This is a genomic window from Microbulbifer maximicatervae (SeqCode) (assembly GCF_052468155.1).
Window position 1 is genome coordinate 442,955 of sequence record NZ_CP174335.1, and the last position, 25,351, is coordinate 468,305.

At 47.2% G+C, this 25,351-nt stretch carries 23 protein-coding genes; 15 read left to right on the forward strand and 8 right to left on the reverse strand.

The window, feature by feature from the left end; all coding sequences use genetic code 11:
- The first annotated feature begins 37 nt into the window (after positions 1–37).
- From ACJJIY_RS01825 to katG, 9 genes are all read left to right on the forward strand, one after another.
- Positions 38–1,426, forward strand: a complete 1,389-nt coding sequence (locus ACJJIY_RS01825; protein WP_445358968.1) for a cytochrome ubiquinol oxidase subunit I — start codon at positions 38–40, stop codon at positions 1,424–1,426.
- Positions 1,423–2,442: a cytochrome d ubiquinol oxidase subunit II gene (cydB, locus tag ACJJIY_RS01830; protein ID WP_445358969.1), complete on the forward strand. Its 1,020-nt coding sequence runs from the start codon at positions 1,423–1,425 to the stop codon at positions 2,440–2,442. Before ACJJIY_RS01825 ends, cydB begins: the two co-directional genes overlap by 4 nt.
- 205 nt (positions 2,443–2,647) lie before the next feature.
- Positions 2,648–3,340 (forward strand): TetR/AcrR family transcriptional regulator, encoded by a 693-nt coding sequence (locus ACJJIY_RS01835; protein WP_413663333.1) that lies wholly within the window; start codon positions 2,648–2,650, stop codon positions 3,338–3,340.
- Between the two features lie 313 nt (positions 3,341–3,653).
- Positions 3,654–3,905, forward strand: coding sequence for an HP1242/YdcH family protein (locus ACJJIY_RS01840; protein ID WP_282931240.1), 252 nt, complete (start codon positions 3,654–3,656; stop codon positions 3,903–3,905).
- A gap of 83 nt (positions 3,906–3,988) precedes the next feature.
- Positions 3,989–4,591, forward strand: a complete 603-nt coding sequence (locus tag ACJJIY_RS01845; protein WP_445355654.1) for a glutathione S-transferase N-terminal domain-containing protein — start codon at positions 3,989–3,991, stop codon at positions 4,589–4,591.
- A 291-nt stretch (positions 4,592–4,882) separates the two neighbouring features.
- Positions 4,883–6,466 (forward strand): ethylbenzene dehydrogenase-related protein, encoded by a 1,584-nt coding sequence (locus ACJJIY_RS01850; protein ID WP_445358970.1) that lies wholly within the window; start codon positions 4,883–4,885, stop codon positions 6,464–6,466.
- Entirely contained in the window at positions 6,466–7,107 is a 642-nt protein-coding gene (locus ACJJIY_RS01855; protein ID WP_444940748.1) for an Lcl C-terminal domain-containing protein, read from the forward strand. The genes ACJJIY_RS01850 and ACJJIY_RS01855 overlap by 1 nt, the downstream gene beginning before the upstream one ends.
- An 87-nt stretch (positions 7,108–7,194) precedes the next feature.
- Positions 7,195–9,543, forward strand: coding sequence for a DNRLRE domain-containing protein (locus tag ACJJIY_RS01860; protein ID WP_445358971.1), 2,349 nt, complete (start codon positions 7,195–7,197; stop codon positions 9,541–9,543).
- A gap of 375 nt (positions 9,544–9,918) precedes the next feature.
- Positions 9,919–12,192 (forward strand): catalase/peroxidase HPI, encoded by a 2,274-nt coding sequence (katG, locus tag ACJJIY_RS01865; RefSeq protein ID WP_445358972.1) that lies wholly within the window; start codon positions 9,919–9,921, stop codon positions 12,190–12,192.
- Positions 12,193–12,263: 71 nt separating this feature from the next.
- On the opposite strand, the gene ACJJIY_RS01870 is transcribed toward katG, so the two are convergent.
- The gene (locus tag ACJJIY_RS01870; protein WP_445358973.1) at positions 12,264–14,471 is read right to left on the reverse strand and encodes a S9 family peptidase; all 2,208 of its coding nucleotides are present in this window, start codon (positions 14,469–14,471) and stop codon (positions 12,264–12,266) included.
- A 412-nt stretch (positions 14,472–14,883) separates the two neighbouring features.
- On the opposite strand from ACJJIY_RS01870, the gene ACJJIY_RS01875 reads away from it, so the two are divergent.
- Positions 14,884–15,336, forward strand: coding sequence for a hypothetical protein (locus tag ACJJIY_RS01875; RefSeq protein ID WP_444907253.1), 453 nt, complete (start codon positions 14,884–14,886; stop codon positions 15,334–15,336).
- Between the two features lie 138 nt (positions 15,337–15,474).
- Here the strand turns inward: ACJJIY_RS01875 and fghA are convergent, their stop codons facing one another.
- The 3 genes from fghA to ACJJIY_RS01890 all read right to left on the reverse strand — a co-directional run bounded on the left by fghA (position 15,475) and on the right by ACJJIY_RS01890 (position 18,668).
- Positions 15,475–16,332, reverse strand: a complete 858-nt coding sequence (gene fghA, locus ACJJIY_RS01880; protein WP_445358974.1) for an S-formylglutathione hydrolase — start codon at positions 16,330–16,332, stop codon at positions 15,475–15,477.
- A 14-nt stretch (positions 16,333–16,346) separates the two neighbouring features.
- A complete protein-coding gene (locus ACJJIY_RS01885) occupies positions 16,347–17,480 on the reverse strand; it encodes an S-(hydroxymethyl)glutathione dehydrogenase/class III alcohol dehydrogenase (RefSeq protein WP_413663342.1) in 1,134 nt (377 codons plus the stop codon).
- 174 nt (positions 17,481–17,654) lie between these two features.
- Entirely contained in the window at positions 17,655–18,668 is a 1,014-nt protein-coding gene (locus ACJJIY_RS01890) for an AraC family transcriptional regulator (protein ID WP_445358975.1), read from the reverse strand.
- Positions 18,669–18,901: 233 nt separating this feature from the next.
- On the opposite strand from ACJJIY_RS01890, the gene ACJJIY_RS01895 reads away from it, so the two are divergent.
- The gene (locus tag ACJJIY_RS01895; RefSeq protein ID WP_444911533.1) at positions 18,902–19,144 is read left to right on the forward strand and encodes a DUF6868 family protein; all 243 of its coding nucleotides are present in this window, start codon (positions 18,902–18,904) and stop codon (positions 19,142–19,144) included.
- 145 nt (positions 19,145–19,289) lie between these two features.
- Here the strand turns inward: ACJJIY_RS01895 and ACJJIY_RS01900 are convergent, their stop codons facing one another.
- From ACJJIY_RS01900 to ACJJIY_RS01910, 3 genes are all read right to left on the reverse strand, one after another.
- Positions 19,290–19,865, reverse strand: coding sequence for a PhnA domain-containing protein (locus tag ACJJIY_RS01900; protein WP_282931227.1), 576 nt, complete (start codon positions 19,863–19,865; stop codon positions 19,290–19,292).
- Between the two features lie 272 nt (positions 19,866–20,137).
- Positions 20,138–20,554 (reverse strand): CBS domain-containing protein, encoded by a 417-nt coding sequence (locus ACJJIY_RS01905; RefSeq protein WP_108734525.1) that lies wholly within the window; start codon positions 20,552–20,554, stop codon positions 20,138–20,140.
- A 74-nt stretch (positions 20,555–20,628) separates the two neighbouring features.
- Positions 20,629–21,057: an Hsp20/alpha crystallin family protein gene (locus tag ACJJIY_RS01910; RefSeq protein ID WP_282931225.1), complete on the reverse strand. Its 429-nt coding sequence runs from the start codon at positions 21,055–21,057 to the stop codon at positions 20,629–20,631.
- A gap of 316 nt (positions 21,058–21,373) precedes the next feature.
- On the opposite strand from ACJJIY_RS01910, the gene ACJJIY_RS01915 reads away from it, so the two are divergent.
- Positions 21,374–21,811: a host attachment protein gene (locus tag ACJJIY_RS01915; RefSeq protein ID WP_282931224.1), complete on the forward strand. Its 438-nt coding sequence runs from the start codon at positions 21,374–21,376 to the stop codon at positions 21,809–21,811.
- Positions 21,812–21,863: 52 nt separating this feature from the next.
- Here the strand turns inward: ACJJIY_RS01915 and yihG are convergent, their stop codons facing one another.
- Positions 21,864–22,766: a 1-acylglycerol-3-phosphate O-acyltransferase, YihG family gene (gene yihG / locus ACJJIY_RS01920; protein ID WP_444934191.1), complete on the reverse strand. Its 903-nt coding sequence runs from the start codon at positions 22,764–22,766 to the stop codon at positions 21,864–21,866.
- A 570-nt stretch (positions 22,767–23,336) separates the two neighbouring features.
- On the opposite strand from yihG, the gene ACJJIY_RS01925 reads away from it, so the two are divergent.
- From ACJJIY_RS01925 to ACJJIY_RS01935, 3 genes are all read left to right on the forward strand, one after another.
- Positions 23,337–24,005 (forward strand): hypothetical protein, encoded by a 669-nt coding sequence (locus tag ACJJIY_RS01925; protein WP_444896074.1) that lies wholly within the window; start codon positions 23,337–23,339, stop codon positions 24,003–24,005.
- Positions 24,006–24,139: 134 nt separating this feature from the next.
- Positions 24,140–24,745, forward strand: coding sequence for a cytochrome b (locus ACJJIY_RS01930; RefSeq protein ID WP_413663349.1), 606 nt, complete (start codon positions 24,140–24,142; stop codon positions 24,743–24,745).
- Positions 24,746–24,757: 12 nt separating this feature from the next.
- Positions 24,758–25,321, forward strand: a complete 564-nt coding sequence (locus ACJJIY_RS01935; RefSeq protein ID WP_445358976.1) for a YceI family protein — start codon at positions 24,758–24,760, stop codon at positions 25,319–25,321.
- Positions 25,322–25,351 lie beyond the last annotated feature (30 nt).

Below are 25,351 nucleotides of genomic sequence, written 5' to 3' on the forward strand. Positions count from 1 at the left end.
TCACTGGTTCAAAGATCTCAGACCAGCAGAGGCTCTCATGCTAGATACCCTGATCCTTTCCAGGATACAGTTTGCCGCAAATATCAGCTTTCATATTCTATTTCCAACAATCACCATCGCACTCGCGTGGATCGTTTTCTTTTTTAAATTACGCTACGACCAAACTAATAATCCGGTCTGGATGCGCGCATATCGTTTTTGGGTAAAAGTCTTTGCCCTGACATTTGCTCTCGGCGTAGTGAGTGGCATCACCATGTCATTCCAGTTCGGAACAAACTGGCCCGGCTTTATGGCCCAGGTCGGCAATATCGCCGGCCCGCTTCTCGGATACGAAGTACTTACTGCATTCTTTCTCGAAGCAACCTTTCTCGGCATTATGTTGTTTGGCATTAATAAGGTGCCAAGCAAAATACATACTTTATCTGCCTTTATTGTGGCAACAGGAACCACTCTATCCGCTTTTTGGATTATTGCTCTCAACTCCTGGATGCAAACACCTGCCGGATTCGATTTACGGGATGGGGTCGCCTACCCGGCAAGCTGGATGGAAATTATCTTTAACGCCTCTTTCCCCTACCGACTTACACATATGCTGCTGGCTTCGGGTTTGACGGCATCTTTCTTTGTTGCGGGGGTTTCCGCTTATCGGATTCTTAAAGGAGACCCCAAACGCGCGCCCCGGCTCGCCCTTAAAACAGGACTGATTCTCGCTGCCATCTTTATTCCGATTCAAATCTATGTGGGTGACTTACACGGACTCAACACTTTTGAGCACCAGCCTCAAAAAGTCGCCGCAATGGAGGGGGTTTGGGAAACAGAGCGCGGTGCCCCCCTGCTGTTATTTGCGATTCCCGACGGAGAAGAAAAAACCAACCATTTGGCGATCGGCATTCCCAAAATGGCCAGCCTTATCCTTACCCATGAGTGGGATGGTGAGATCAAGGGAATTAATGAATTCCCCGATAATCACCCACCGGTAGCCCCCGTATTCTTCGCCTTCCGCATTATGGTCGGCATAGGCATATTGATGCTGCTAACCGCTTGGGGTGGGGTCTATCTATTGCGTAAAGGTGAGCTGCCTCGCTGGATGCTTAAAACCCTGGTCGCGATGACATTCTCCGGCTGGATAGCCACCTTGGCCGGTTGGTATGTCACAGAAATTGGACGCCAACCCTGGCTCGTTACAGGAGTACTGAAAACCGCCGACGCTGTTACTCCAGTACCACCTTCTCATGTCGGTTTTTCCCTAACCCTTTATCTGGTTGTCTACGTGATATTGCTCTATGCGTACATAAGAACCCTGAAAGTGATGGCCCTGAAGTCTGTAAAAGTCGAGGAGTTTGAAACTCAGGAACTATTCGCCGGCACTAGCTTAACCAACCGCCCAAAAGATACCGAGAAAAATGACAAGGGAGAAGGCAAATGACCGGTAGCGCTTCTGCAGCGGCCTATTGGCTGCCTGTCGCCTTTGTCGCCCTTATGGGCCTGGCGGTAATAGTCTACGCAATTCTGGATGGCTACGATCTTGGTGTGGGAATTTTGCTCCCCATGGGAGAAGAGGAGGAATCGCAGCGGGATACCATGATCGCATCCATTGGCCCCTTTTGGGATGCCAACGAAACCTGGCTGGTACTGGCAATCGGTTTGCTCCTGATTGCATTCCCAATCGCACACAACCTGGTGTTAATGCATCTATATATACCAGCTGCGATTATGCTGGTCGGGCTAATCATGCGAGGAGTGGCATTCGACTTTCGTGCAAAAGCTGCCATCGACAAAAAGCTAACCTGGGATCGAACCTTTAAAGCGGGATCTATTATTACCAGCCTTGCGCAGGGGTACATGCTGGGGCAGTACGTGATTGGCTTTAAGCCCGACTGGTCTGCACAGCTTTTTTCAGCGCTCAGTGCTCTGGGAGTTACCGCCGCATATGCCTATATTGGCGGCGCCTGGCTGGTTCTTAAAACCGAGTCGGAGCTGCAAAAACGAGCGACCACATGGACCCGTTACGCAGGGCGGGCCACCCTGCTTGGGGTGGTTGCAGTATCGGCCATCAATCCACTGGTAAACCCAACAGTATTTGACCGATGGTTTACCTACCCTCTGGTTATGTTTGTACTACTCATCCCCACCCTATGCTTTATTGCCTTTGTCTCCAATGATGTTCTGTTGGCGAGAATGCCTAAGCCTACAGATAGACATAAAGCGGTTCCTTTTTTCACGGTCGTCGTTATTTTCCTGATGTGCTTTATCGGCCTGGCCTTCAGCTTTTTCCCTGATATTGTTCCCGGCCAACTAAATATTTGGCAGGCAGCCAGTGCCACCGCCTCATTAAAATTTATTCTTGTGGGTGCGGTAATAGTAGTTCCCGTCATCCTCGCCTATACCGTTTTCTCTTATTACGTCTTCCGAGGAAAGGCGACAGAGCTACATTATCACTAGCTGCATTTCCATTCGGCTGGCAGAAATACCTGCTAGCCGAATTTAATTAATTAAGGTGGAACTACCCCACAAATCAAACAAGTTCTTCTTGCTCGCCCGAATTTGGTACGATTATAATAATCAATTCCAAAAGACAATTTTTTACATGGAAGTAAAGCGTATGCTAGCCCATGGCCAGTACCGCTTGTCTAAAGGGGGAGGTAGTTTGAACCAAATCGATCGACGAGCAATCAGCCGGCGCGACACCGCCAGTCCGCGCAAACCACAACGCAAAAATGGTCGGGAGAAGTATGAAAAGCTTCTTGACGCCCTTGAAGTATTAATTACTGAACAAGACTCTACGGATATTAGCCTCGCAAACCTTAGTCAGGTTGCAGGTGTTCCAGCAGCGTCTGTTTATCATTTCTTCCCAAGTGTAGATGCCAGCTTAACCGCCCTGGCCGAGCGTCACTATAAGTCTTTCGGTGACGTAGTATTGGGCCATTCGGATTTTTCTCCGTCAGAAAGCTGGCAGGATATGCTGAATCAGCTGTGCGACCTTGTGCGCGGCTACTATGAAGAGAATCTCGCGGCACTAAAAGTACATTTTGGACCTCAGTCCAGTTGGGCATTACGCCAACTACAAATGGAAAACAATTGGCGCCTGGCAGATACTCTGATCAAAAACCTGTCTCGGGAGTTTGAGTTACCACCCTCTCAGGATTGGCGAGACCGGTTTATGTGTGCCATCAACATTAACGACTCCTTCTGCTCCCAGTCTTATTCCCGCTTTGGAAAAATAACAGAAGACTCCGCAGCAGAGGGGAAACGGGCCGCTGCAGCCTACTTAAAGCTCTACCTCGGTGAGCTTTTGCAGAGGCGCCAATTGCGCTTTGCCCCACTGGAGGCTTCGGCCTAAGCCCAGTAGCAGAACCGCAACAAAAAAGCCCGACAAGTAATTGTCGGGCTTTTTTGTGCCCGTCACTTCCTCCCAGCCCTCTGCTTAAGCCTCACCTGACTAACAATTACCAATAATCAAAAAAAGAGGGTAAAAAATATTTGCTAATAAAATAGCTTCAACTTTTATATATATCAAATGGCTATATACAAACTTATATTAACTTCACTTTATAACTATGTTGATTAAGGGAAGCAGCGCTAGAATTGCACTTTTGTGACTGGCAAGACTGAACCTACACTTCATTAACTAATATCGATTGTGGAGGTCCCTTATGCCCATTGCTTCACACGAGCTCTCGGTGGATTTCCCAGAATATGCAGACACAATCAAGCAGCTCATCGAAGACGATATTCAATTCAAACTCGAAAACGACATCTACAGCAAACTGGATAAACAAATAAGAGGCCTTCAGGATAGTGGTATTGGCACCGACGACGATCACTATTCCAGCCTCAAAAAACAGAGAGCCTACTTGAAACAGCACCTCTATAACCGCATTACTTCAGTGATTACCCATCACTAAAGTACGCGTTAACAGTTGCTCGTAGCAGCACTGGCGGTCACTGCAGTTGCTGAAAGGGCACGCAGCTAAAAAGAGCTTGGCCTATGCAACTGTACCTGACCTTTTCCTCCCCCTTTGCGCGCAAGGCGCGCATTGTTGTGCAAGAACAGCGTCTGCACTCTGTGGTAACAGAGCATTTCTCTCACCCCTTTCACAATGACGACGAACTTATTTCCAGCAACCCCTTGGGAAAAGTCCCCTGCCTAACCCTGGATAATGGCTCCTCGATCATTGACAGCGAAGTCATCTGTGCATTTCTTGATAAAAGCTTAGGGGATGGTCACTTATCTACACCACTAGACAACAATTGGGATCTGTATACTTTTCACAGTGTCAGCTCTGGATTAATGGACGCAGCAGTGCATCTGCAAATGGAAAAGCTGCGCGCACGGGAAGAACTTAGGTCTGATTTTTGGTGGCAGCGCTACTTCAGTGCTATTGAGAGATCTCTAGATTACCTGGAAAAGCACCTGGATCGATTACCCGCCAGTCTTAGCTTGCCACATATTAACTTGTGCTCAGCACTATCCTATCTTGATTTTCGCCATGAAGATTTTGACTGGAGAAGTGACCACCCGAAACTTATGGCCATATCGGAAGATTTGGAGAAAAGTGAAAGCCTGAATAAGTGTCAGCTGCATGAGTAGTTACAGAATGCCGAATACCAACAAGAATAAGTTATCCCGCTATTTGTTCTGAACAGGTCAAAATACTGAGTAGTACACTATTGGGTCAGGCGGAAAGGAGACTCTACAACTGAGACTCGCTGTGATTATATCTCGGTAAGCTCGGAATCGGCATTCATTCTTTATGCGCTTCTACAGCGCAGTGCGTTCTTCCTTTTTAGGCGCCATGACTCCATCAGCAGAATGTAGTCTATTTTAATTAATATAAATGCCACACTTTTTTACTAGCCTAAACCCTTTTGGAATACTCCCATGGCCAAACAACCGAAGAGTACTCTTTGGATAATTCTGCACAGCATGGCCATTGTTGCAGTTTTATGTAGTCTGCTAACGGGGCTCCGTATCTCCACCTTGACTAAGCCAAGTATTGGAAATATCGAAGAACTTTTACCCCAGGGACAGATTCATGATATTCACTTCTTTGTCGCAATTGTTACTTCAGCCATCCTTCTCTGTTACTTATTCTATAAAGTAACAATTAAATTAAAAAGTACAAACTCATCCAGTGAACCTAATAAAACATCAATTAGCTACCATAGAGTAGTAACACGCATTGGCTCATTTTTTTTAACACTCATGATCTTAAGTGGCTGGATTTTATTTATTGGTTCCGACAATGCTTCTATCTTTCGCCAGGCACACTTTTATAGTGCTTTTGCGATCTTACTCTATATATTCTTTCACGCTGGCGTTTACCTAATAACCTATGGTCTGAAGACTTCGGGCTATTTGCTTCCCAATACTCGATCGGGCTATCGAACTTCAATTTTTACCTACTTATCTGCCGGCTGTGTCACTTTATTACTTTGGATTATTGTTACAAATAACAGTTACCACGATCTTACAATTGAGAAAATAAGGCCGGAAACCTTTATAAACATAGATGGAATCCCCAAAGAATCCGCATGGTCCTCAGCCACACCACTTAAAATCCATACTGACGGAGGTGCTAACTTTATTGATGGTAGCTCAACCGTCAACTTAAGAGCCTTGCATAACCAACAGGAAATATTTTTTCATATCACTTGGGAAGATCCCACTGAAAGCCTGAAACACCTACCACTGAAAAAAGTGGATTCTGGCTGGGAAATACAACAGCAAGGTTTTCAAAATTTTAATGAAACCCGTCACTATGAAGATAAGTTTGCCATCCTGCTCTCCAATTCCTGTGATTTCGGTGCTTCGGGAACCTCTCACCTGGGCCGCAAACCATCAGCACAGTTGCCCGCAAATTGGCATGGCAAGGGCTACCACTACAGCTCATCCGATGAAATACACGATCTCTGGCACTGGAAAGCAGTAAGAACCAATAAAATGCACCTGGCAGATGACAATTATGTTGGCAAGCCTGATATTGTAAGGCCAGGAGCACGCCGCTATACCGCAGGATATCTCCAGGATGGCAAAGAGTCCGGGGCATACTTAATGAACTGGGAGTGGTACTCCTCAAAAAACGTTACCCCAAAACGACTACCCAAAAGTCCCTCCAGCCTGACGCCATATCAAAACGAGGATACAAAGAGCGATTGGACTATTTCCTGGTTTGATTACCAGCCATACACGGCTGAAGATGACAATTATCCTATCAATACGATTATGCCTTCAGTCCTCTATACCTCAAATCGCTTTGAAGGAGATCGTGCCGATGTCAGGGCCTATGCTGTTTGGCAGGACGGCCAATGGTCTATGGAGATGGTGCGTAAATTAAATACTGGGTCAGCGTTAGATGTAGTAATAAAAGACGGTATTTGCCTCTGGGTTTCTGCCTTTGATCACTCGCAAATCGCCCACACTCGCCATGCCCTCCCCGTCAAAATCAAGTTGGCAGATCAATAATGTTTGTGCGTATATTTTGGGTATTCATTTTACCTGCAATCACGATCTGTGCAGCCATACTGCACCAACCATCACAACCTCTGCCAAGGGAATATCACTTAGTTAAAATTGATAAAAATGGGGAGCCTATCGAGGCTTGGGCAGGCCCCTGGTCCTGTATCTGCGACACCGATACAGGGCTTCTTTGGGAAGTAAAAACTGACGACGAAGGAATTCACGATGGAAGGTGGACCTACTCGTGGTATCAATATGAAGAAGGTATAGAAAATAATGGAGATTGTTATTTTGAAGAAGAGCGGTGTGATACCGAGGATCTGATTCGCAATACCAATCAACAGAAATTGTGTGCAACGCAAAACTGGCGGCTCCCCGATATTACAGAGTTACGATCCATTATCCTGCAGGAAAGTAAATCTGGCAGACCTCTAATTGCGACTGAATATTTCCCGAAAACTCAAAGGGGAGATTATTGGACCCGTAATTTTGACAGGCCTTTATATGGCATCTACCAATATCTGGGAACAGGTGCTGGCGCAATCAATTTTATGAATGCAAAAACCATCACAATTCCCTATCGAAACGCCGCTTTCGTTCGTTTAGTCTCCAATCATTCAACGGCCTGTAATAAAGATCCACAATAATTCCGGCGCGCCGCACAAGTCTTTTGCAACTAATCTCTAAAGCTGCTGCGCCTGAAAAGAATAACCACTACTTACAGGAAACCCCCAATGAGACGGTTCTTAAGCACTGCTTTTGCTATCTCGGCTCTATGTTTGGCAATTGATGCCAGTTCAGCAACTAAACACCACAGATTGGCCTGGGATGGTGATGCATCCACCAGTGCCGTTATCGGTTTTTCGCCAGATGGCCACAGTAGTAACCCTTACATTAATTTTGGCTATTCAACCAATGAAAATAGCTGGAGCAGTCAAGGGGTTGATTCTACATCTACCTTCGATGGCAGCTTAGATAGCTACTTTGTCAGGTTGGAAAACCTAACACCGGATTCAGCAGTTTACTATCGTGTGTGTGATCAGGACGGCTGTGGCGACCGGTTCTGGTTTAAAACGGCTCCTGCGGAGGAATCTCCCTTCGTCATAGTCGCTGGGGGAGATACCCGCACGGGGCATACAACACGGCGCGAGGGCAATGCTTTACTAGCCAAAATTCGCCCACTGGCCGTTATGCATGGCGGTGATTTTACCAACGCCAACAGTGCGTCGGAAATGGATGACTTTTTACAAGACTGGACGCTGACCTACTCCAACGACGAAATTGATGGCTATAGCTATCAACGTATTTACCCTCTAATACCTACCCATGGAAATCATGAGGATGACAACTATTCAACCACCTGCCAGGTCTTTGGTGTGGACTTCAATGCGGATGGTAGTTGTAGCCCCAGTGATACCTACGGCGCAGTACAAATTTCCCCCCTATTGCGTGTCTACACACTAAACAGCCAGTTTCAAGAAAGCGGCTGGTCATCTTATGCTACCGCCATGAACAATTGGCTTGAGAGTGATTTAGCAGGGACTGGCGCCTACAGTCACTGGCGCTTTGCCCAGTACCACAAACCCATGTTCCCCCACTACAGCGGTAAATCTGACAACCCCACATTATTTAATTGGTGGGCACAACCCTTTTATGACTACGCCATGAATATGGTGGTCGAATCAGATACCCATCTCACCAAAGTCACCGAAGTCGTTGCCCCCAGTAATAGCGATTTTTCAACCAACGAAACCGGCGGCACCGTTTACGTTGGTGAGGGAAGCTGGGGAGCACCAGCTCGCTCAGCAAATGATGCCAAGTTTTGGACCATAGATATGGCCAGCATCCAGCAGTTTAAAGTTATCCAGGTCAGCTTTGACCAACTCACTGTACGCACAGCACAGTTCGATAACAGCGCAAGTACTCTAACACGAGAAGATCGAGCCAATAATCCTCTTGTATTACCGGAAAATATCAATTGGTGGAGCGCCAACCGAATTGGTGAAGCTATGGTTCTCGCACAAAATAACGTTGGCAGGAGCGTTATGCTTGAGGACGACAGTGGTAATGGCGAGTTATCACTACCAGTGACTGATGACACATTTATTTCATCGCGCTACTCTTCCAGTAATTTTGACAATGACTCAGATGGACTTCTCGCAGATGGCAGTGATAGCACCTATGGAACGCTTTACTCACTGATTAAATTTGATCTCTCCAATTTATCTCACTGCTCGACGATAAATTCAGTTGAAATCGAATTTAATATCACCAACCGGTCCAGTAATAGTTACGGTATTTACTTGGCTGAATCCAACTGGAGTGAGGAATCAGCCACCTGGGATTCTGTCGGTGGATCAACGGTGCTTTCACAGTTGTTCGCCAGCTTTACCCCGTCGTCTACTGGTACCCAAGTGGTGAACTTGAGTTCATCAGGTCTTCTGGATAGTTGGCTGGACAATGAAAATACTGGCTTGGTCATTGCCTCACTGAGTGGCAGTGATGGGGTAGATATCTCTTCACAAGAAACCGGTATTGCCCCAGCCCTCAGGGTAACCGCCGATTGCAGCGATTCTATTAGTGAAGAGGTATCTCAAGTTGCTTCAGACGATGTGTTTATTTCATCCAGAAAAGAGGATGATAATTTCGATGGTGATAGCGATGGACTCCTCGCCGACGGCAGCGATCTAACCTATGGAACTCTCTATAGCCTCATTCGCTTTGACTTATCAGATTTAAGCTGTCGCCAGTATATTGATGCGACACTCGAATTGAATGTAACCAATACTTCCAGCAATAGCTACGGCATTTACATGGCAACACAAAGTTGGCGGGAAGAGTCGGCCACTTGGGATTCTGTCGGGGGTAGTTCTATTCTCGGACTCCAGGTGGGCAGCTTTATCCCCTCCTCTACCGGCCGACATCTCATTGACCTGGGAGCCTCAGGAATCGTCGACAGCTGGTTAAACGATAATAATAACGGCCTGGTCATCGCATCGGAACGGGGCATTAACGGTCTGGATTTAAGCTCCAAAGAGAGCGGGCAGAGCCCTCTTCTTACCTTACAGACACTCTGCAATTAATTGCCTTCAGGGCTCTCTGTCCGGAGAGCCTTATTTATCCCGTTCTGTGTATCTTATTTCTCCAACAGTGGTTTAGATTTACAATCCAAATTTTTTGGCACGAACTTCTTCAAAATATAAAAATATCAACGTCGCCCTACCCCAAAACCATAATTCCTTTAAATAAAAGAACCAGTAATTAAGTTTACCAATCTACCTTATTAATTCCTTTTAAACCTGACGCTATAAAATTTATATACTATTAACCCCATATCCAAGACTACGCTTCAGCCAAAGGGCAAAAGAAATCAGCGGTAAGGAATAGAGTCAGGTATTTCATCATCAAATAAATAATGAGCCAAAGGATGTACCAACGATCGTACGGAGATACTGTAAATGTTAATGAAATATAATCGTAGTTATGTCGCTTTATTAATCTCAATATTTATAGTCGCGCCATTTAGTGTCGCAGATACCCATGAGGAAGTCGTCACTGATCCAGTAATTCTTGAGGGTGCAGTAGAAGGACAGCCAAAGTCCAATCGGTTTTGGTGGCCTGATCAGCTGGATCTGCGTCCCCTCAGGCAGCACTCTCCAAGATCCAATCCAATGGGTGACAGCTTTGATTACGCTGCCGAATTCCAAACCCTGGATCTTAAAGCGGTAAAACAGGACATCGAAACTCAGCTCAAAACTTCACAGGACTGGTGGCCCGCAGACTACGGTCATTACGGCCCATTTATGATCCGAATGGCCTGGCACAGCGCTGGCACCTACCGTATCGGTGATGGTCGCGGTGGTGCCCGTGGCGGCCAACAGCGTTTCGATCCCCTCAACAGCTGGCCTGATAATGCCAACCTGGATAAAGCCCGCCGTCTACTCTGGCCCATCAAACAAAAATATGGGCGCAAATTGTCCTGGGCTGATCTTATGGTGCTAACCGGCAATGTAGCCCTGGAGTCCATGGGATTCCCCACTTACGGATTTGCCGGGGGGCGACAGGATGACTGGGAGCCCGACCTGGTTTATTGGGGGCCCGAAACCAAGATGCTGGCGGATGAGCGTTACACCGGCAATCGGGAGCTGGACAAACCCCTGGGTGCTGTGCAAATGGGGCTTATTTATGTCAACCCGGAGGGCCCCAACGGCAATCCCGACCCGGTGGCTGCCGCCACAGATATCCGCGAAACCTTTGCCCGCATGGCGATGAATGACGAAGAGACAGTAGCCTTGATTGCCGGAGGCCATACTTTTGGTAAGGCTCACGGTGCAGTGAAAGCTGATTGCCTCGGCCCAGAGCCCGCCGCCGCCCCAATTGAGCAGCAGGGGCTTGGCTGGAAAAATAAGTGTGGGAAAGGTAATGCCGACGACACAATGACATCCGGCCTGGAAGGGGCCTGGTCTGCCGCCCCGATCAATTGGAGTCAGCAGTATCTGGACAACCTGTTTAAATTCAATTGGGTCAAAACAAAAAGTCCAGCTGGTGCCGTTCAGTGGATTCCCGATGATCAGAGCGCGGCAAATCTGGTGCCCGATGCATTCGACAAGAACAAGCGCCATGCCCCCATCATGTTTACCACGGATTTATCCCTTAAGTTCGATCCCAGCTACAAAGAAATTGCCAAGCGGTTTCAGGAAAATCCGGAAGAATTTCAACGCGCTTTTGCCAAAGCCTGGTTCAAGTTGACTCATCGGGATATGGGCCCTCGCGCGCGCTATTTGGGAGCGGAGGTGCCCGAAGAAGATTTAATTTGGCAAGACCCTATTCCCAAAGTTGATCACCCGCTAATTGACAGCCGGGATATAGATTCTCTCAAAGCAAAAATACTGGAGGCGGGCATTAGCGTTCCCGATCTGGTGAGGACTGCCTGGGCCTCTGCTTCTACCTTCCGTGGTTCAGATTTTCGCGGTGGCGCCAATGGTGGCCGTCTTCGCCTGGAACCCCAAAAGGACTGGTCGGTAAATGATCCCTCTGAACTATCACAAGTCCTGGCATCGCTGGAAAAAGTCCAGCAAGAATTTAACAGTTCCCAATCCGGGGGCAAAAAAATCTCAATGGCAGATATCATTGTACTTGGAGGCGCAGCAGCCATTGAAAAAGCAGCAGAGCAAGGCGGACATAAAATTCAGGTCCCTTTCAAACCTGGACGCACCGATGCTTCCCAGGAACAAACAGATATTAATTCTTTTGCGGTACTACAACCTCTGGCCGATGGCTTCCGCAACTACTTTGGCGATGGTTATGGAAGAACCCCTACAGAGTTATTAGTTGATAAAGCCAGTCTGTTAACACTGAGTGTGCCTGAAATGACTGTTCTGGTTGGAGGAATGCGCGCACTTAACGCAAATACCGACTCCTCACAGAATGGTGTACTTACTCAGCGCCCCGGCACACTGACGAATGATTTCTTTGTGAACCTGCTCGATATGTCTACTGTCTGGTCCAAGTCGGCAAAATCAGAGGGTATCTATGAAGGAAAAGATCGCAAAAGTGGCCAGGCAAAGTGGACAGCCACACCTGTAGATCTGATTTTTGGTTCAAACTCTGAATTAAGGGCAGTCGCAGAGGTTTATGCTTCCAGTGATGGCGCCGACAAGTTTGTAAATGATTTTGTGCAGGCCTGGACCAAGGTAATGAATTTGGATCGGGTTGATCAGCCTCAGTCTTAAGAATCATATACCTCAATAAAGAAAAAACCGAGGCTAGCCTCGGTTTTTTCTTCTGGGAGATTATTTAAGTTTTAATCCTGCCCCTTTAAATGCCGATCAAAAAATCGCTTGATCATGCTGTATTGGTGGATGCGAGTCTGCTTACCGCGCAAGCTATGCTTCTTGCCTGGATAAGTCATCAGCTCAAATTGTTGGCCGTTGTCCTGCATCTGTTTTATGAGTTTAGTGGTATTGGTAAACAACACATTGTCATCCGCCATGCCATGATAAATCAGCAGATCACCTTGTAAGCCCTTCGCATAGGGAAACACAGAAGATGCCTCATAGGCATCCATATCCTTGGTTGGATTGCCCATATAACGCTCAGTGTAATGGGTATCATACAGCGTCCAGTCCGTAACCGGCGCACCCGATACCCCCGCCTTAAAGTAGTCTCCGGCTTTGAACATACTCATCAGTGCCATGTAACCACCGTAGCTGTGACCGAAGATACCTACTTTATTTTTATCAACGTAAGGCAGGGTACGCAGGAATTCAACGCCGGTAATTTGATCTTCCACTTCAGGAGACCCCATATTCTTAAAGATAGGATTCTCAAAAGTGGTACCGCGGTTTGCTGAACCACGATTATCTAGGGAAAAAACAATATAACCCTTTTGGGCCATATACTGGTTGAATAGTTTATCCCAGCTATTGGTAACCACCTGAGCGTGTGGACCACCATAGACAAACACCATTACCGGGTAACTTTTCTTCGCATCAAAATTAGCAGGTTTGTACAAGCGGTAGAAAAGCTCCTGGCCATGGGGCGCCTCAATACTGCCAAATTCCGGAGTGATCCATTGATCTTTATAAGGATAGAGAGGGTGATCACGATTTACAGCGTTCTGCTCAAGCCAGGTGATTCTGGCCCCTGAGCTGCTGTGCAGGCTCACTTGAGGCGGCGTGGTAACGCTGGAAAATTTATCAATATATCCAGAGGCATCCTCAGAAAATTCGATAGAGTGCATACCACTACGCTGTGAAATTCTCTTAATGTCGCTCTCCCCTTGCAGGGAGACTGCATAGAGATGCCTCTCGATTGGAGTATCTTTTCGTGCGGTAAAATACAGACGGTTAGCCTGCTCATCAACAGCCTCTAACTCGTCAACCACCCAATCTCCCTTAGTCAATTGTGCCTGTAATCTGCCGCCAAAATCATATTTATACAGGTGTTTGAAGCCATCCCTCTCCGATGACCAAATAAAAGCATCGCTATCTTCCAAAAAGTGGAGATCATGGCTCAGGTTAACCCAGGTATCGCTGGACTCGGTAAGGAGCGTTCGGGTTTTTCCCGTATTGAGATTGTAAGCACGAAGCTCTAACTTTTGCTGGTCTCGAGATTGCCACTGGAAAGTTAGCAGGTGATTACGGGCCCATTTTACTCGGGGAATATAAATATCCTGATTATCTCCCAGGTTGACCCAACGGATATCCCCCGAATCAATATCTATAAGGCCAAGTCGGATTTTTGCGTTCGCACGCCCAGCAGCGGGGTAACGTTGCTGTATCATTTCGATACGATCCGCATAGATTTCGCTACGGGTTACCTGATCAACTGGCGACTCATCAACTTGGAGGAAAGCAATATGCCGATCATCAGGAGACCACCAATAACCGGTCATCCGGTCCATTTCCTCCTGGGCAACAAACTCAGCCATTCCACTTTTAATATGATCTTTGCCGTCGCTGGTTAGCTGCTTTTCCCTACCGGTTTTCAGATCGACAATATAGATATTTTGGTCGCGAATAAACGAAACAAAGTGCCCCTCGGGAGAAACCTTTACATCGGTTTCAAAGGTTTCCGTTTCAGTCAGTCGACGCGAAGAACGGTCTTTGAGATCGTAATAGTAAATATCGCCGGCCAAAGGGAACAACAGAGACCGACCATCCTCTGACCAGCTGTACTCCATTATTCCACTACCATAAATTCGCTGGCGCTCCCGTCTTGCCTTTTCCTCATCCGAAAGAGTTTCACTACCGCTGTGCAGACTATCGGAATTGACCAAAATTCGGGACTGACCGTCTTTCAGGTTGTACTCCCAAAGATCGTAACGGTTGTAATCTTCAACTCTACCTTTGAGGAAAGTTACGCGCTGCCCATCAGGTGAATATTCCAGCGCTCGGGGAGCGGTACCACTCAGAGCCGGGTCGGAGAATAACCGTTCAATGCTGAGTGACTCTGCAGAACATATTCCTGCAAAAGTACATCCAAGTAATGCAAGCAGTGCTTGTTTCATAGGAAAACTCTTTATATTAAGTATTGTTGGCAATTCACGTACCACTTTGCTAGCAGGGGTATTATTTAGAAAATTCTGATTAATTCCATGTTATCTCCGGCTTCCTTAGGAGCCGGCCTAAATGACATCCAGGTAAGCCATAGCTTCTCTTTGGGACTTGTTCTGATCACCAGAAGTATCTCAAATTTATCGGAAACCCTCTAAAAAATGCAGCTATATTGTGGATAGAGCAAACCGGTGAAGGATTCTACAACGGAACCTTCCGGGACATGCAGTACCTTATAGTTTTGGGTTTGCGCACAAACAATCCTGCTGCAATAGCCCCCCTTTACAAATGTTTACTCTGCTTAACCAACATTTGTGGTTAGCTAATGTCGGACTAAAGCTTTTATCAAAATATGGGGTAACAATAATGAAGGTTCATCTCTTTGCATCTGCAGCTGTGATTTTGATCGCTGCTGGCTGTAGCTCTACACCAGAGATCCCCACCACTGAATCGTTTGTCACTGACATCACCGAACTGGGCCATCGTCGCTTTACCTACAAGGCAACCATTGGAGCTGGCCCCAAGGGCCAAGGCGGTAAGCGTGGTGGTCCGGGTGGTGGAGGTCCAGGTGGCGGTGGTCCCGGTGGTGGTGGTCCCGGTGGTGGTGGTCCCGGCGGCGGTGGTAAGGGTAGTGGTGGCCCAGGAGGTGGCGGTCCCGGCGGCGCCAATTCTGGAGATGTGAAGAAAGTTGCCCGGCAGAGAATGGAACTCTTGCTAGCCGAAAGTGGCTTCTGTCCCAATGGCTGGTTCCTGATCGAACAAACTTTTGACCAGAACAGAGCTGAAATTATTGGCGAGTGTCGGGCGGTTGCACGATAAGCTTACGCCTCTCACTTTGGCTCTATGTATTCTGCTCGTATCGCTTTATACATAGCAACTTGCCCAGGGCGCGAAACCCTTTACCCAAACAGCCCCTCAACTGAGGGGCTAACTTCACTAGTCCGTAATTTATCCAGCCTAATATATATGTCTGCTCAACAATGAGTCTGCATGGAACCTTAAGTGCTCCTCAATAAATGAAGCGATGAAATAGTAACTGTGATCGTAGCCTGCGTGATGCTCTATCCGAAGAGGATAATCACTGGCTTCAGCAGCTGTTTGCAGGGAATGTGGCCTCAGCTGTTCCTCAAGAAACTCATCCTGTTCCCCCTGAGAAACCAAAATCGGCGTTTTCTCTACAGCGCGCCCCATTAGCACTGTTGCGTCATATGGCTCCCAGCTCTTGGGATCAGCTCCCAAGTATGTTCCCAGCGCCTTTTCTCCCCAAGGGCAAGCAATAGGATTGCAAATTGGACTAAAAGCAGAAATTGATTGATATCGCTTGGGGTTTCGCAGACCGATGACCAGGGCACCGTGCCCGCCCATGGAGTGCCCGCAAATCCCGCGTCGACCATTGGTGGGAAAATGAAGTTCTACCAGGCTTGGAAGTTCATCCACGATGTAGTCATACATTTGATAATGCTGCTTCCAGGGTTCTTGAGTCGCGTTCACATAAAAACCAGCCCCCTGCCCCAGATCATAACCCGGGTCATCCGCCACATCGTCTCCTCTGGGGCTCGTATCGGGTATCACTAAGATAATCCCTAACTCTGCAGCGATTCTCTGAGCACCAGCCTTTTGACTGAAGTTTTCATCCGTACACGTCAAGCCCGAAAGCCAATAAACAACAGGATATTTCCTCTGTGTATTCCCCTCTGCATCCTGTGGTAAAAAAATGGAGAAGACCATAGAACAGTTGAGCGTGCTGGATTTATGTCGGTAACGCTGCTGAAAACCGTCAAAAGATTTAGTACTGCTAACCAATTCAATCGACATTTTAAGTGGTCCTATCAAGCCTGCTGGAAATGAATAACACTGCGAATACTTTTACCTTCATGCATTAAATCGAAGGCATCATTTATTTGCTCAAGGGGCATTGAGTGAGTAATAAAGTCATTCAATTTAAATTCTCCAGCCAGGTAACGCTCTACGAAAGAAGGCAATTCAGAGCGCCCCTTTACACCGCCGAATGCTGATCCCTTCCAAACCCGCCCTGTAACCAACTGGAATGGGCGGGTACTGATTTCCTGTCCTGCACCTGCCACTCCAATAATAATGGATTCCCCCCATCCTTTGTGGCAAGACTCCAAGGCAGCTCTCATCAGGTTAACATTGCCCACACACTCAAAAGAATAATCCACTCCGCCATCGGTAAGCTCTACGATAACCTCTTGAATAGGCTTATCGTAAGCTTTGGGGTTAATACACTCAGTGGCTCCCAACTTCTTCGCCAGCGCAAATTTGTCCTCATTAATATCGACACCAATAATTCGTGAGGCGCCAGCCATCTTGGCTCCGATCACTGCGGATAAACCAATTCCGCCCAAACCAAAAATTGCCACACAGGAGCCCGGCTCAACCTTGGCGGTATTGGTAACGGCTCCCATTCCCGTAGTAACACCACAACCCAGCAGACAAACCTCATTTGAGGGGGCTTCGGGATTAATTTTGGCCACAGATATCTCAGGAAGGACTGTGTACTCAGAAAAAGTAGAGCATCCCATATAATGGAAAATGGGTTTCCCATTCACCGAAAAACGTGTCGAACCGTCAGGCATTAATCCTTTGCCCTGGGTGCCCCTGATTTTTTGGCACAAATTAGTCTTTCCAGAGAGACAAAACTTACATTCGCCACATTCAGGGGTATACAAAGGAATTACATGATCCCCGACAGAGACACTGGTCACCCCCTCACCAACGGATTCAACAACACCCGCACCTTCGTGACCGAGGATTGCCGGGAATACCCCTTCAGGATCATCTCCTGACAAAGTGAACGCATCTGTGTGACAAACGCCGGTGGCGTGTAATTTCACGCGAACTTCACCCCGTTGGGGAGGCATAACATCGACATCCTCAATAACCAAACGCTCCCCAGGCCCCCAAGCTACAGCTGCTTTACAACGGATTGTCTCTGCACTCATTTTCAATTCTGCCTTTCATCATTCGTTCCAGTGGCGCCCAGCATAGTCCCCTAAGATTATTGGTGCAAAGCCAAGCGCCGCTGCTGAAGTAAAATCAGGAAAAATCTAAAAGCTCACCCTTCTAGTAATAATTGGTAGCGCCGAACAATTATTCAAAATAATTCCTTTAATTGATTAACAATTAATAGCTTGTCGCTTCCTCCACTGCAGTGGGGAGCTTCCATGAATGGCTCGAAATGCTTTTGAGAAAGCACTGATATCGGTGTAGCCCAAACTTGCTGATAGTAATCCCACATCAATACTTGAGGCCCGTAGATGCCAGCGAGCAGTCTTCATTCGCGCCCCCTGTACCAACTGCTTAAAGGAGGTTCCCGCTTCATTTAAACGGCGCTGAAGCGTTCTCATTGGCATACCGAGTAAGCGAGAAATTTGCTCCAGGGAGTGCTGCTGGGCCCCGAGAGTTTGAAGGATTAAGACTTGAACCTGTCGGCTGATATCACCCTTGTGCTCTGCCAATAAGCACTTGGAAAACTCCTCAAAATATCTCATAAGACCGCTGCTGGGTTTAGCGAGGGGATAGTTCATCAATGATCCATCAAAAACCAAGCGATCTCGATCTTGCTCAAAACTAGCCTCAATGCCAAAAAAATTTTGGTAACTACTCAGCGGAGATTGGGGCTTATGCCGAAATGAAACAGAGCGGGGAGATACTTTAGAGCCAACCATCTCCTGTATCAGGCGATAGGCAGCGCCTACTGAAAGTTCAGTATACTGTTGCGCGGGAATTGCGTCGGGGAAGTGATTAACTCTCTCTGCAATCAAGCAGTCATCGGTTTGGTAAATTTTCCAGTAGTCCGCCTGGTTGTGTAACACCATATACCGATGAGTTACTGTCAAAGCACTGGATAGATTCTCACTTTCCAGTATCAGCTTACCAAGGACGCCCAGCATACGTAGCCCTTGCTTCCCCGCCAATCGCAAGCCAAAGTCACTACAGGACAAGTCCCGTGAACACAAATTAAGGAGGTCCACCAGCGTTGCAATGGGGATCAAGATATTTGGACGACGTGTACAATCCGCAGGAAGCCCCACTTGCGCTAAAAAATCTGATGACTGACCACCGAGCTGTGGCACCAATAGATTAAACCCAGCCAGCGCACCACTGCGAATTTCATAGATAGGCTTCATGTTTTATAGCTACCATATTGCCAACCTCTCATTTGCACTATCACACAGTGTCTAGGAATAATGAGCATCGGACAATAGCTATATCATATAACATAGCTCTTCAACTAACTGGGACTACCCCTATCCACAAACGCAACTTATTTGAAGGCTAGTGCCTGACTATTGTGGCACTTTCCACTATCTACTCATAAAACTATCGGTTTATACGAGAAAGAACTGCAAGGAAATTTCACATGGAAACTGAAAATCTAACACTATTTTTAGGCTGGGCTTCGATTATAAACATATTGATACTACTGCTATCAACTATTGGACTTGTCTGCCTGAGGAAGTCGATCACCAGGATTCACGCACGAATATTTGAGCTTAATGAACAAGATTTAGGCCGTGCATATTTTCAATATCTAGCACAATACAAAATTGCTATTATCGTCTTCAATATTACACCGTATTTTGCTCTAAAAATTATCAGTTAATTGATAAAAGCGGAAATATTTTGCAAAAAAATAAGAAAGGTAAACTATACCTTTCTTATTTTCATAATTAAGACGGACAGGGGAGTATTTCGGGTCCGCCGGCAGATACCCTTTTCAGAAAATGAAGTTATTTATGAAATATTTATCAGCCACTCTTTTTCACAAACTTTGTCAGAATAACAATTCTCTGACCCTCGACCCGTCCTTCGATATGCTCAGGATTATCGCTTAAGCTGATACCGCGAACTGCCGTTCCCCGTTTTGCAACCAAACTGCTTCCTTTTACATCCAAGTCTTTGATAATAACTACATTATCTCCAGCTTGTAACTGGGCACCATTACTATCCCGATGAATCACCAACTCACCAGCCTCTGGTATTGCCCCGGCCTCTGCCCAGGCCAGCAAATCGCCATCCAAATACAACATGTCAAACAAGTCTTGGGCCCAGGTCTCGCCAGATAAGCGCTTTAGAATACGCCATGCCAACACTTGAATTGCCGGCTCGGTACTCCACATAGACTCCGACAGACACTGCCAGTGCGCACTTTCCAGCTGTGCAGGATTTTCCAGCTGGTCCCTACAGGTTTGACACAATAATACTGCCGCATCTGGATAGCCCTCTGACTGGGGTACGTCATAAACCGCCAAGCCATTTTCTGCTTTACAGAGCTCGCACTGATTTCCACTGCGTTGTGCCAACTGCTCCTGAGTCACAGCCATAAGTAACCTCAAAAAAAGTAGGGATTATACGACTGATTCTTCCTTCACGCCTCCCAAATAATCACATTTAACGGACATCGGGGTCGACCGTGAACATGATCAAGCTCAGACAGGAAGTAAATAAGACTATCAACAGCCCAGTAGTAGATGGAGCCATTAGGTTGCCGAGGGATTCACAGGCTTCGGACAAGACACTCTAGAGCACTCAAACTTCCAACAGCCGCCAATATAGATTGACGACTGTAAAGAGCATTATGCGTTAAGTCCCACACTCAGTGGTGCGAGGAGACCGCTGCTGCGAACTGCCCACCCTGCTTGCTGGCGATGGCACTGGTAATATCCCCTAAACTGAGAATACCGACCATACGCTTTTCACTATTGAGTACCGGCATTCGCCGTAACAACTGTTGCTCCATTTTGTGGACAGCAGACAGCAGATCATCCTCTTCCCAGCACCATTCAATCCCCTCTGTCATAACATCTCGGGCGGACAAAGAGCTGAGATTACCCCCCTGAACCACACCGCGACATACAATATCTCTATCAGTCACTATTCCTACAAGCCTGTCATTTTCTCCGATCGGCACTGCACCAATATCTTCATCTCGTAAAATTTTTGCCAACTCCTGTAATGGAGTATCCGGGGTGCACCAGGTAGCCCCCTCATGCATTGCGTGTTTAACTTTCATAGGTACCTCAAAGCTCTTTAGACAAATGCCAAAGAGAGTGACGGGTAAAACCCATCACCCTTAACCCCTATAGATCAGTGCACTTCAATCCGCTTTCTCTGTGGGGGATGCCCCTCATGTTTTGGTACCGTGAGCGTGAGAATCCCATCTTTGAAATTTGCATCAATCTCACTTTCGCGAACATCTTCACCAAGATTGAAACTGCGCAAGAACTTGCCGTAACGCCGCTCCTGACGAAGCACGCGGCCATCCTTCTTCTCCTTAACCTCGCGGTGCACCTCAGCTTCAAGGGTCAAAACCCCATTTTCTAGGGTTACACTGATATCGTCCTTACCCACTCCCGGCAGCTCAGCGCTAATTTCATACATATTCTTGCGCTCACTCACATCGATACGCGGAGAAAAAAATCCCTCGCGTTCAGAGCCGATTGCACGGGTCGGTGAGAGCATTTGTTCAAACATATTATCAAGGTCCAATAGGGACCCTCTGGGGATCAGACTCATATCTACAACCTCTTTTTACGCTAAGCCGCAAAAGGCGCCAGAAAAACTCAAGAGTCCGTCTTGCGCCTGTTACATCTTGAGTACAGTCTAGGAAATACTGCGACAAACGAAGGGATTAAGTGCCGATAAAAGCCATTACAAATTGAATATGAGAGCTATCGTATATTTCTTTTGTACATATAAATATTAAAAACTTCCTTTCCAAGTGCACCTAAAGAGAATTTCCACCTCCATATCCATCAATAAGCAACCAGGGCTCGTGGCCAATATGGCTATTTACTAGGATTAAATAAGGCAGTTAAACGAGGATATGTTCATGGCCTTAGCATGGGTCCTTGTGGCTAACCAGTCCCAAGCGCGAATTTTTGAAGCCAACAAACGCGCGGGAAATCTCAATGAAATCCAGGCACTTCTCCATCCAGAATCACGGCTCTCTGGCAGAGACCAAGAGAGTGATGCGCCCGGACGCACTTTCGACAGCTATGGTCAAGGAAGGCACTCAGTAGGTAATTCTGCAGGATTACATCGCCGTGAAGGTGAGAATTTTGCCAGAGAAATTGCACATACCCTGGAGAGGGGAAGACAGGAGGGCCAGTACGAAAAACTGTATATTGTCGCAGAACCCTATATGGTTGGCAGCTTGAGGGATGCCTTGAAATCTCCAACCCGCGCAACAATAGCAGGAGAAACAGGAAAAAATCTGGTGGCTTGTGAACCCGAGGAGATCCGGGCTCAGCTTCCTATTTGGCTATAGTGACGTTCGGCCAGTAGAGAGGGTCACGAGTGAACCTCTCTACGAACCCCGCTCAAGCCCTGCTTTCCATTAAAAGCTTATCAATCAGGGCATCCTTTTCAGTCCATAACTCATTTACCCACTGATTAAACTCCACCCGAAACTCCTGATCGGTTGCGTAGTCTCTCTCAAAAAACCGGCTCGGCAACTGGACTTTCTCAATGCGAACAATCACTTTCTTTAACTTACCGGAAAGGAAATCTTTAAAAGTAGGTATACCATCAGGGTAAACAATGGTGACATTCAGTAACTGGTTCAGCTGCTCACCCATACAGTGCATTGCAAAAGCAATCCCTCCGGACTTGGGCTTTAGAAGATGTTTGAAAGGCGATTGCTGTCTTTGATGCTTCTCTTTGCTAAACCTTGTTCCTTCAAGGAAGTTCATAATACTGGTGGGTATTAGCTTAAATTTTTCACAAGATTTTTTTGTCGCTTCAAGATCCTTACCGCGCATTTCTGGATGCTTTTTCAAAAATTCTTTGCTGTAACGCTTCATAAATGGAAAGTCGAGTGCCCACCAGCACATTCCAATCACAGGAACTTTGATCAACTCTTGCTTCACAAAAAATTTCAGGAATGGAATTCTTCGATTAAAAATCGACTGCATAATAAAGATATCAACCCAGCTTTGATGGTTCGCTGTGACCAGATACCATCCATGTTTATCGAGATGCTCTATCCCCTGTACATCCACCTGGGTTCTTTGGGTTAGCTTCATCCAGCCTTTATTTAGGGTTATCCACATTTCTGCCCAAGAAATAAAAAAACCCATGAAAAGTTTTTGCAGAAAGGCAAAAGGGAGAATAAACCTAAAAACTGAAAACAAGAGTATGGGGGCTGCACAAACCAATGTGCTAACGGCCAGCAACACCGAAGATATGACCAACAGTAAAAACGAGGGGAGAAAGTTAAACATCTAAAGGCTCTTTTAATTTTCCGGGCTTACAGGTCAGGCTGTCACGCCATATTCACAGGTTACCCGTTTCTTTTTTAATATCTTGAAATCCACTTATCACAAACTAAGCGGACTCTGCTCTCATCAGTATATTTACATAATCCGGGCTACAGGCTGCCTATCGCAATCAACATGGCTGTGTATATTTATGGCTCATGCGAAACTGTTCCACTGCAATAAATTCATGCGCCGAGCGCCTAGGCTTTAGCCGCGCCAGAGGCAATATCAAACCGCAGCAACTCTGGGAGAGTAACACGCATTTCAACCCCATATTTTTTGACTGAATAGTCTTAATCTATCGGCGATACATCAGCGCAAACTGCACGGATAAAACCAGTGACAGCAGCCCAGTGAGCGGCCTCATTTTTTCAGCATGCCCTGGATATGAAAAGGCGCCATTGTACCCTTTCTATAATCATGGATTAGCAACTTTTATCTTCCCACGCCGCAAAGGCACGATAGTGACTGGAGCAGCGTTGCACCCTGCTAAACTTGAGGCTCCAGGTCGTAGAATTGCGCCGGGAGAATAGAATGGGAATTACAGGTAATAAGCAACACTTCCACCGCAAGCAATGGCTCAGCGTACAGCAGGCCGTTGACCACCTGAGTGCATTGTCTGAAGAGCCACTAACCAGTGCACATCTTGCAGACCTGGCCGATGAGCAGCTTCTTAACCTGTACTGGTACCGTCCAGGCCAAAAACTGTCTTTGGAAGATCACAAGGGGACCCGTGAACTGGTAGAGCCTGTCAGGCTCTGTTACGAAAATCCCAGTGACTGGCACGCCATCGTGGATATTTTGCGGAATAATCCAGCGCTGCCCGCCTACGAACATGACACTCCGCTTCTGGAAGATGCCGACGGAAACCGGCTGCGAATCACCTTCGACTATCACCAGCGGCCAGAACCGTTTAGCAGTCGCTGGTACCCTACCTATGCGGAGTTAGTACTCAAGCGCAACGATTTGGAACAACTGGAACCCCACCTGTTTACCAGCCAGGCGGTTGAGACGGGGTTTGAGCGTGAGACCCTATTGAATGTTATCTGGCAGCTGGAACAACTAGCCCTTGGGGATGAAGAGCACTCCACCAGCTGGCTGGCAGACCAATTGGCACAGCGTTCTTCCTCCCTGGACCGGCTATCCTGTGAGCGCATCCTTCAGGCGGCCGAGCGCGAAAGCTCTCCGGGGCGCTCGATATAGCGCGGCATTTCCTATTAACACCTTTGACTCCTTTCCCATACTCAGGAACTCCCCATTGGTGGTAGAGCCCAAAGGCTGTACCCTAGTGGCACTTAGCAAATCTAAGTGTGACGTACTACCAATAGGAGAGAGAAGTGCAGGCCAAAAACAGCTCCTCCAGCTACGGCTGGGTAGCCATCGCCCTCCATTGGATAATGGCCCCTGCGATCATAGGGACTTTTATTCTCGGTTGGTGGATGCGCCAGCTATCCTACTACGACCCCTGGTATCAGCGAGCCCCTGAAATTCACAAAGGGGTGGGCATCATCCTGCTTGTGTTTCTACTCTTCAGGCTGGCTTGGCGCTTTGCCAACCCATCTCCGGCGAGCAACCCCCAAACACCCAGCTGGCAGAAATTTGCCGCCACCGCCACTCATGGGCTGATTTACCTGTTACTACTGGCAATCATGGTTTCCGGCTATCTGATTTCTACCGCCGATGGCCGTCCTATCGATGTCTTCGGCATAGTGAGTATCCCTGCAACCTTACAAGGGATTCCTAATCAGGAAGACATTGCGGGATCTATCCACGAAATCCTTGCCTGGGGCCTGATTGGACTCGTAGCAGCACATGTCTTGGCAGCCCTCAAGCATCACTTTATTGACCGTGACGGCACACTGCGCAGAATCCTTGGCATCCGTGTAAAGGGTTCTACAGACGATCACTCACACGTACAAACAACACTCTCAACCACCAAATAAGGAAAAAATGACATGAAGAAGCTCTCTGTATTTCTTATTGCAGCTCTGATGGGGACTGTAGCTCAAGCAGCGGAATACAAAATCGACACCAAAGGGGCTCACGCTTTTGTGCAGTTTCGTATCAAGCACCTTGGATACAGCTGGCTGTACGGCCGTTTCGATGACTTCAGCGGCTCCTTCTTTTACGATGAAAAGCAACCAGAAAAATCTTCTATCAATGTCGACATCGATGTAACCAGCCTCAACAGCAATCACGCTGAGCGAGACAAGCACCTGCGCAGTGATGACTTCCTCGATACCGCAAAATTCCCCACTGCTACTTTCAAGAGCACTAGCTTTGAACCTCTGGAAGACGGCAAAGCCCGTCTAAATGGCGAACTGACCCTGCGCGGTATCACTAAGCCAATCACAATTGACGTTACCAATATCGGTGGCGGTAAAGACCCTTGGGGCGGCTACCGCCAGGGCTTCAGTGGAACCACTGAGTTCGAGCTGAAAGAATTCGGTATCAAATCCCTAGGCCCAGCCTCCCAGAAAGTTGAGATGATCCTGGATATCGAAGGTATCCGTATCTAACAACAAAAAAGTACGCCCCCTGAGCCCGGA

Excerpts from the sequence above, each read along its gene's own strand:
- ACJJIY_RS01900 (WP_282931227.1), bottom strand. The coding sequence starts at position 19,865 with ATGGCTGTGACTCAGGAGCAGTTGGCACAACGCAGTGGAAATCAGTGC.
- ACJJIY_RS01840 (WP_282931240.1), top strand. The coding sequence starts at position 3,654 with ATGCCCATTGCTTCACACGAGCTCTCGGTGGATTTCCCAGAATATGCA.
- ACJJIY_RS01905 (WP_108734525.1), bottom strand. The coding sequence starts at position 20,554 with ATGAAAGTTAAACACGCAATGCATGAGGGGGCTACCTGGTGCACCCCG.
- ACJJIY_RS01875 (WP_444907253.1), top strand. The coding sequence starts at position 14,884 with ATGAAGGTTCATCTCTTTGCATCTGCAGCTGTGATTTTGATCGCTGCT.
- ACJJIY_RS01895 (WP_444911533.1), top strand. The coding sequence starts at position 18,902 with ATGGAAACTGAAAATCTAACACTATTTTTAGGCTGGGCTTCGATTATA.
- katG (WP_445358972.1), top strand. The coding sequence starts at position 9,919 with ATGTTAATGAAATATAATCGTAGTTATGTCGCTTTATTAATCTCAATA.
- ACJJIY_RS01890 (WP_445358975.1), bottom strand. The coding sequence starts at position 18,668 with ATGAAGCCTATCTATGAAATTCGCAGTGGTGCGCTGGCTGGGTTTAAT.
- ACJJIY_RS01935 (WP_445358976.1), top strand. The coding sequence starts at position 24,758 with ATGAAGAAGCTCTCTGTATTTCTTATTGCAGCTCTGATGGGGACTGTA.
- ACJJIY_RS01870 (WP_445358973.1), bottom strand. The coding sequence starts at position 14,471 with ATGAAACAAGCACTGCTTGCATTACTTGGATGTACTTTTGCAGGAATA.
- fghA (WP_445358974.1), bottom strand. The coding sequence starts at position 16,332 with ATGTCGATTGAATTGGTTAGCAGTACTAAATCTTTTGACGGTTTTCAG.
- ACJJIY_RS01855 (WP_444940748.1), top strand. The coding sequence starts at position 6,466 with ATGTTTGTGCGTATATTTTGGGTATTCATTTTACCTGCAATCACGATC.
- ACJJIY_RS01850 (WP_445358970.1), top strand. The coding sequence starts at position 4,883 with ATGGCCAAACAACCGAAGAGTACTCTTTGGATAATTCTGCACAGCATG.
- ACJJIY_RS01885 (WP_413663342.1), bottom strand. The coding sequence starts at position 17,480 with ATGAGTGCAGAGACAATCCGTTGTAAAGCAGCTGTAGCTTGGGGGCCT.
- ACJJIY_RS01915 (WP_282931224.1), top strand. The coding sequence starts at position 21,374 with ATGGCCTTAGCATGGGTCCTTGTGGCTAACCAGTCCCAAGCGCGAATT.
- ACJJIY_RS01845 (WP_445355654.1), top strand. The coding sequence starts at position 3,989 with ATGCAACTGTACCTGACCTTTTCCTCCCCCTTTGCGCGCAAGGCGCGC.
- ACJJIY_RS01825 (WP_445358968.1), top strand. The coding sequence starts at position 38 with ATGCTAGATACCCTGATCCTTTCCAGGATACAGTTTGCCGCAAATATC.
- cydB (WP_445358969.1), top strand. The coding sequence starts at position 1,423 with ATGACCGGTAGCGCTTCTGCAGCGGCCTATTGGCTGCCTGTCGCCTTT.
- ACJJIY_RS01925 (WP_444896074.1), top strand. The coding sequence starts at position 23,337 with ATGGGAATTACAGGTAATAAGCAACACTTCCACCGCAAGCAATGGCTC.
- yihG (WP_444934191.1), bottom strand. The coding sequence starts at position 22,766 with ATGTTTAACTTTCTCCCCTCGTTTTTACTGTTGGTCATATCTTCGGTG.
- ACJJIY_RS01910 (WP_282931225.1), bottom strand. The coding sequence starts at position 21,057 with ATGAGTCTGATCCCCAGAGGGTCCCTATTGGACCTTGATAATATGTTT.
- ACJJIY_RS01860 (WP_445358971.1), top strand. The coding sequence starts at position 7,195 with ATGAGACGGTTCTTAAGCACTGCTTTTGCTATCTCGGCTCTATGTTTG.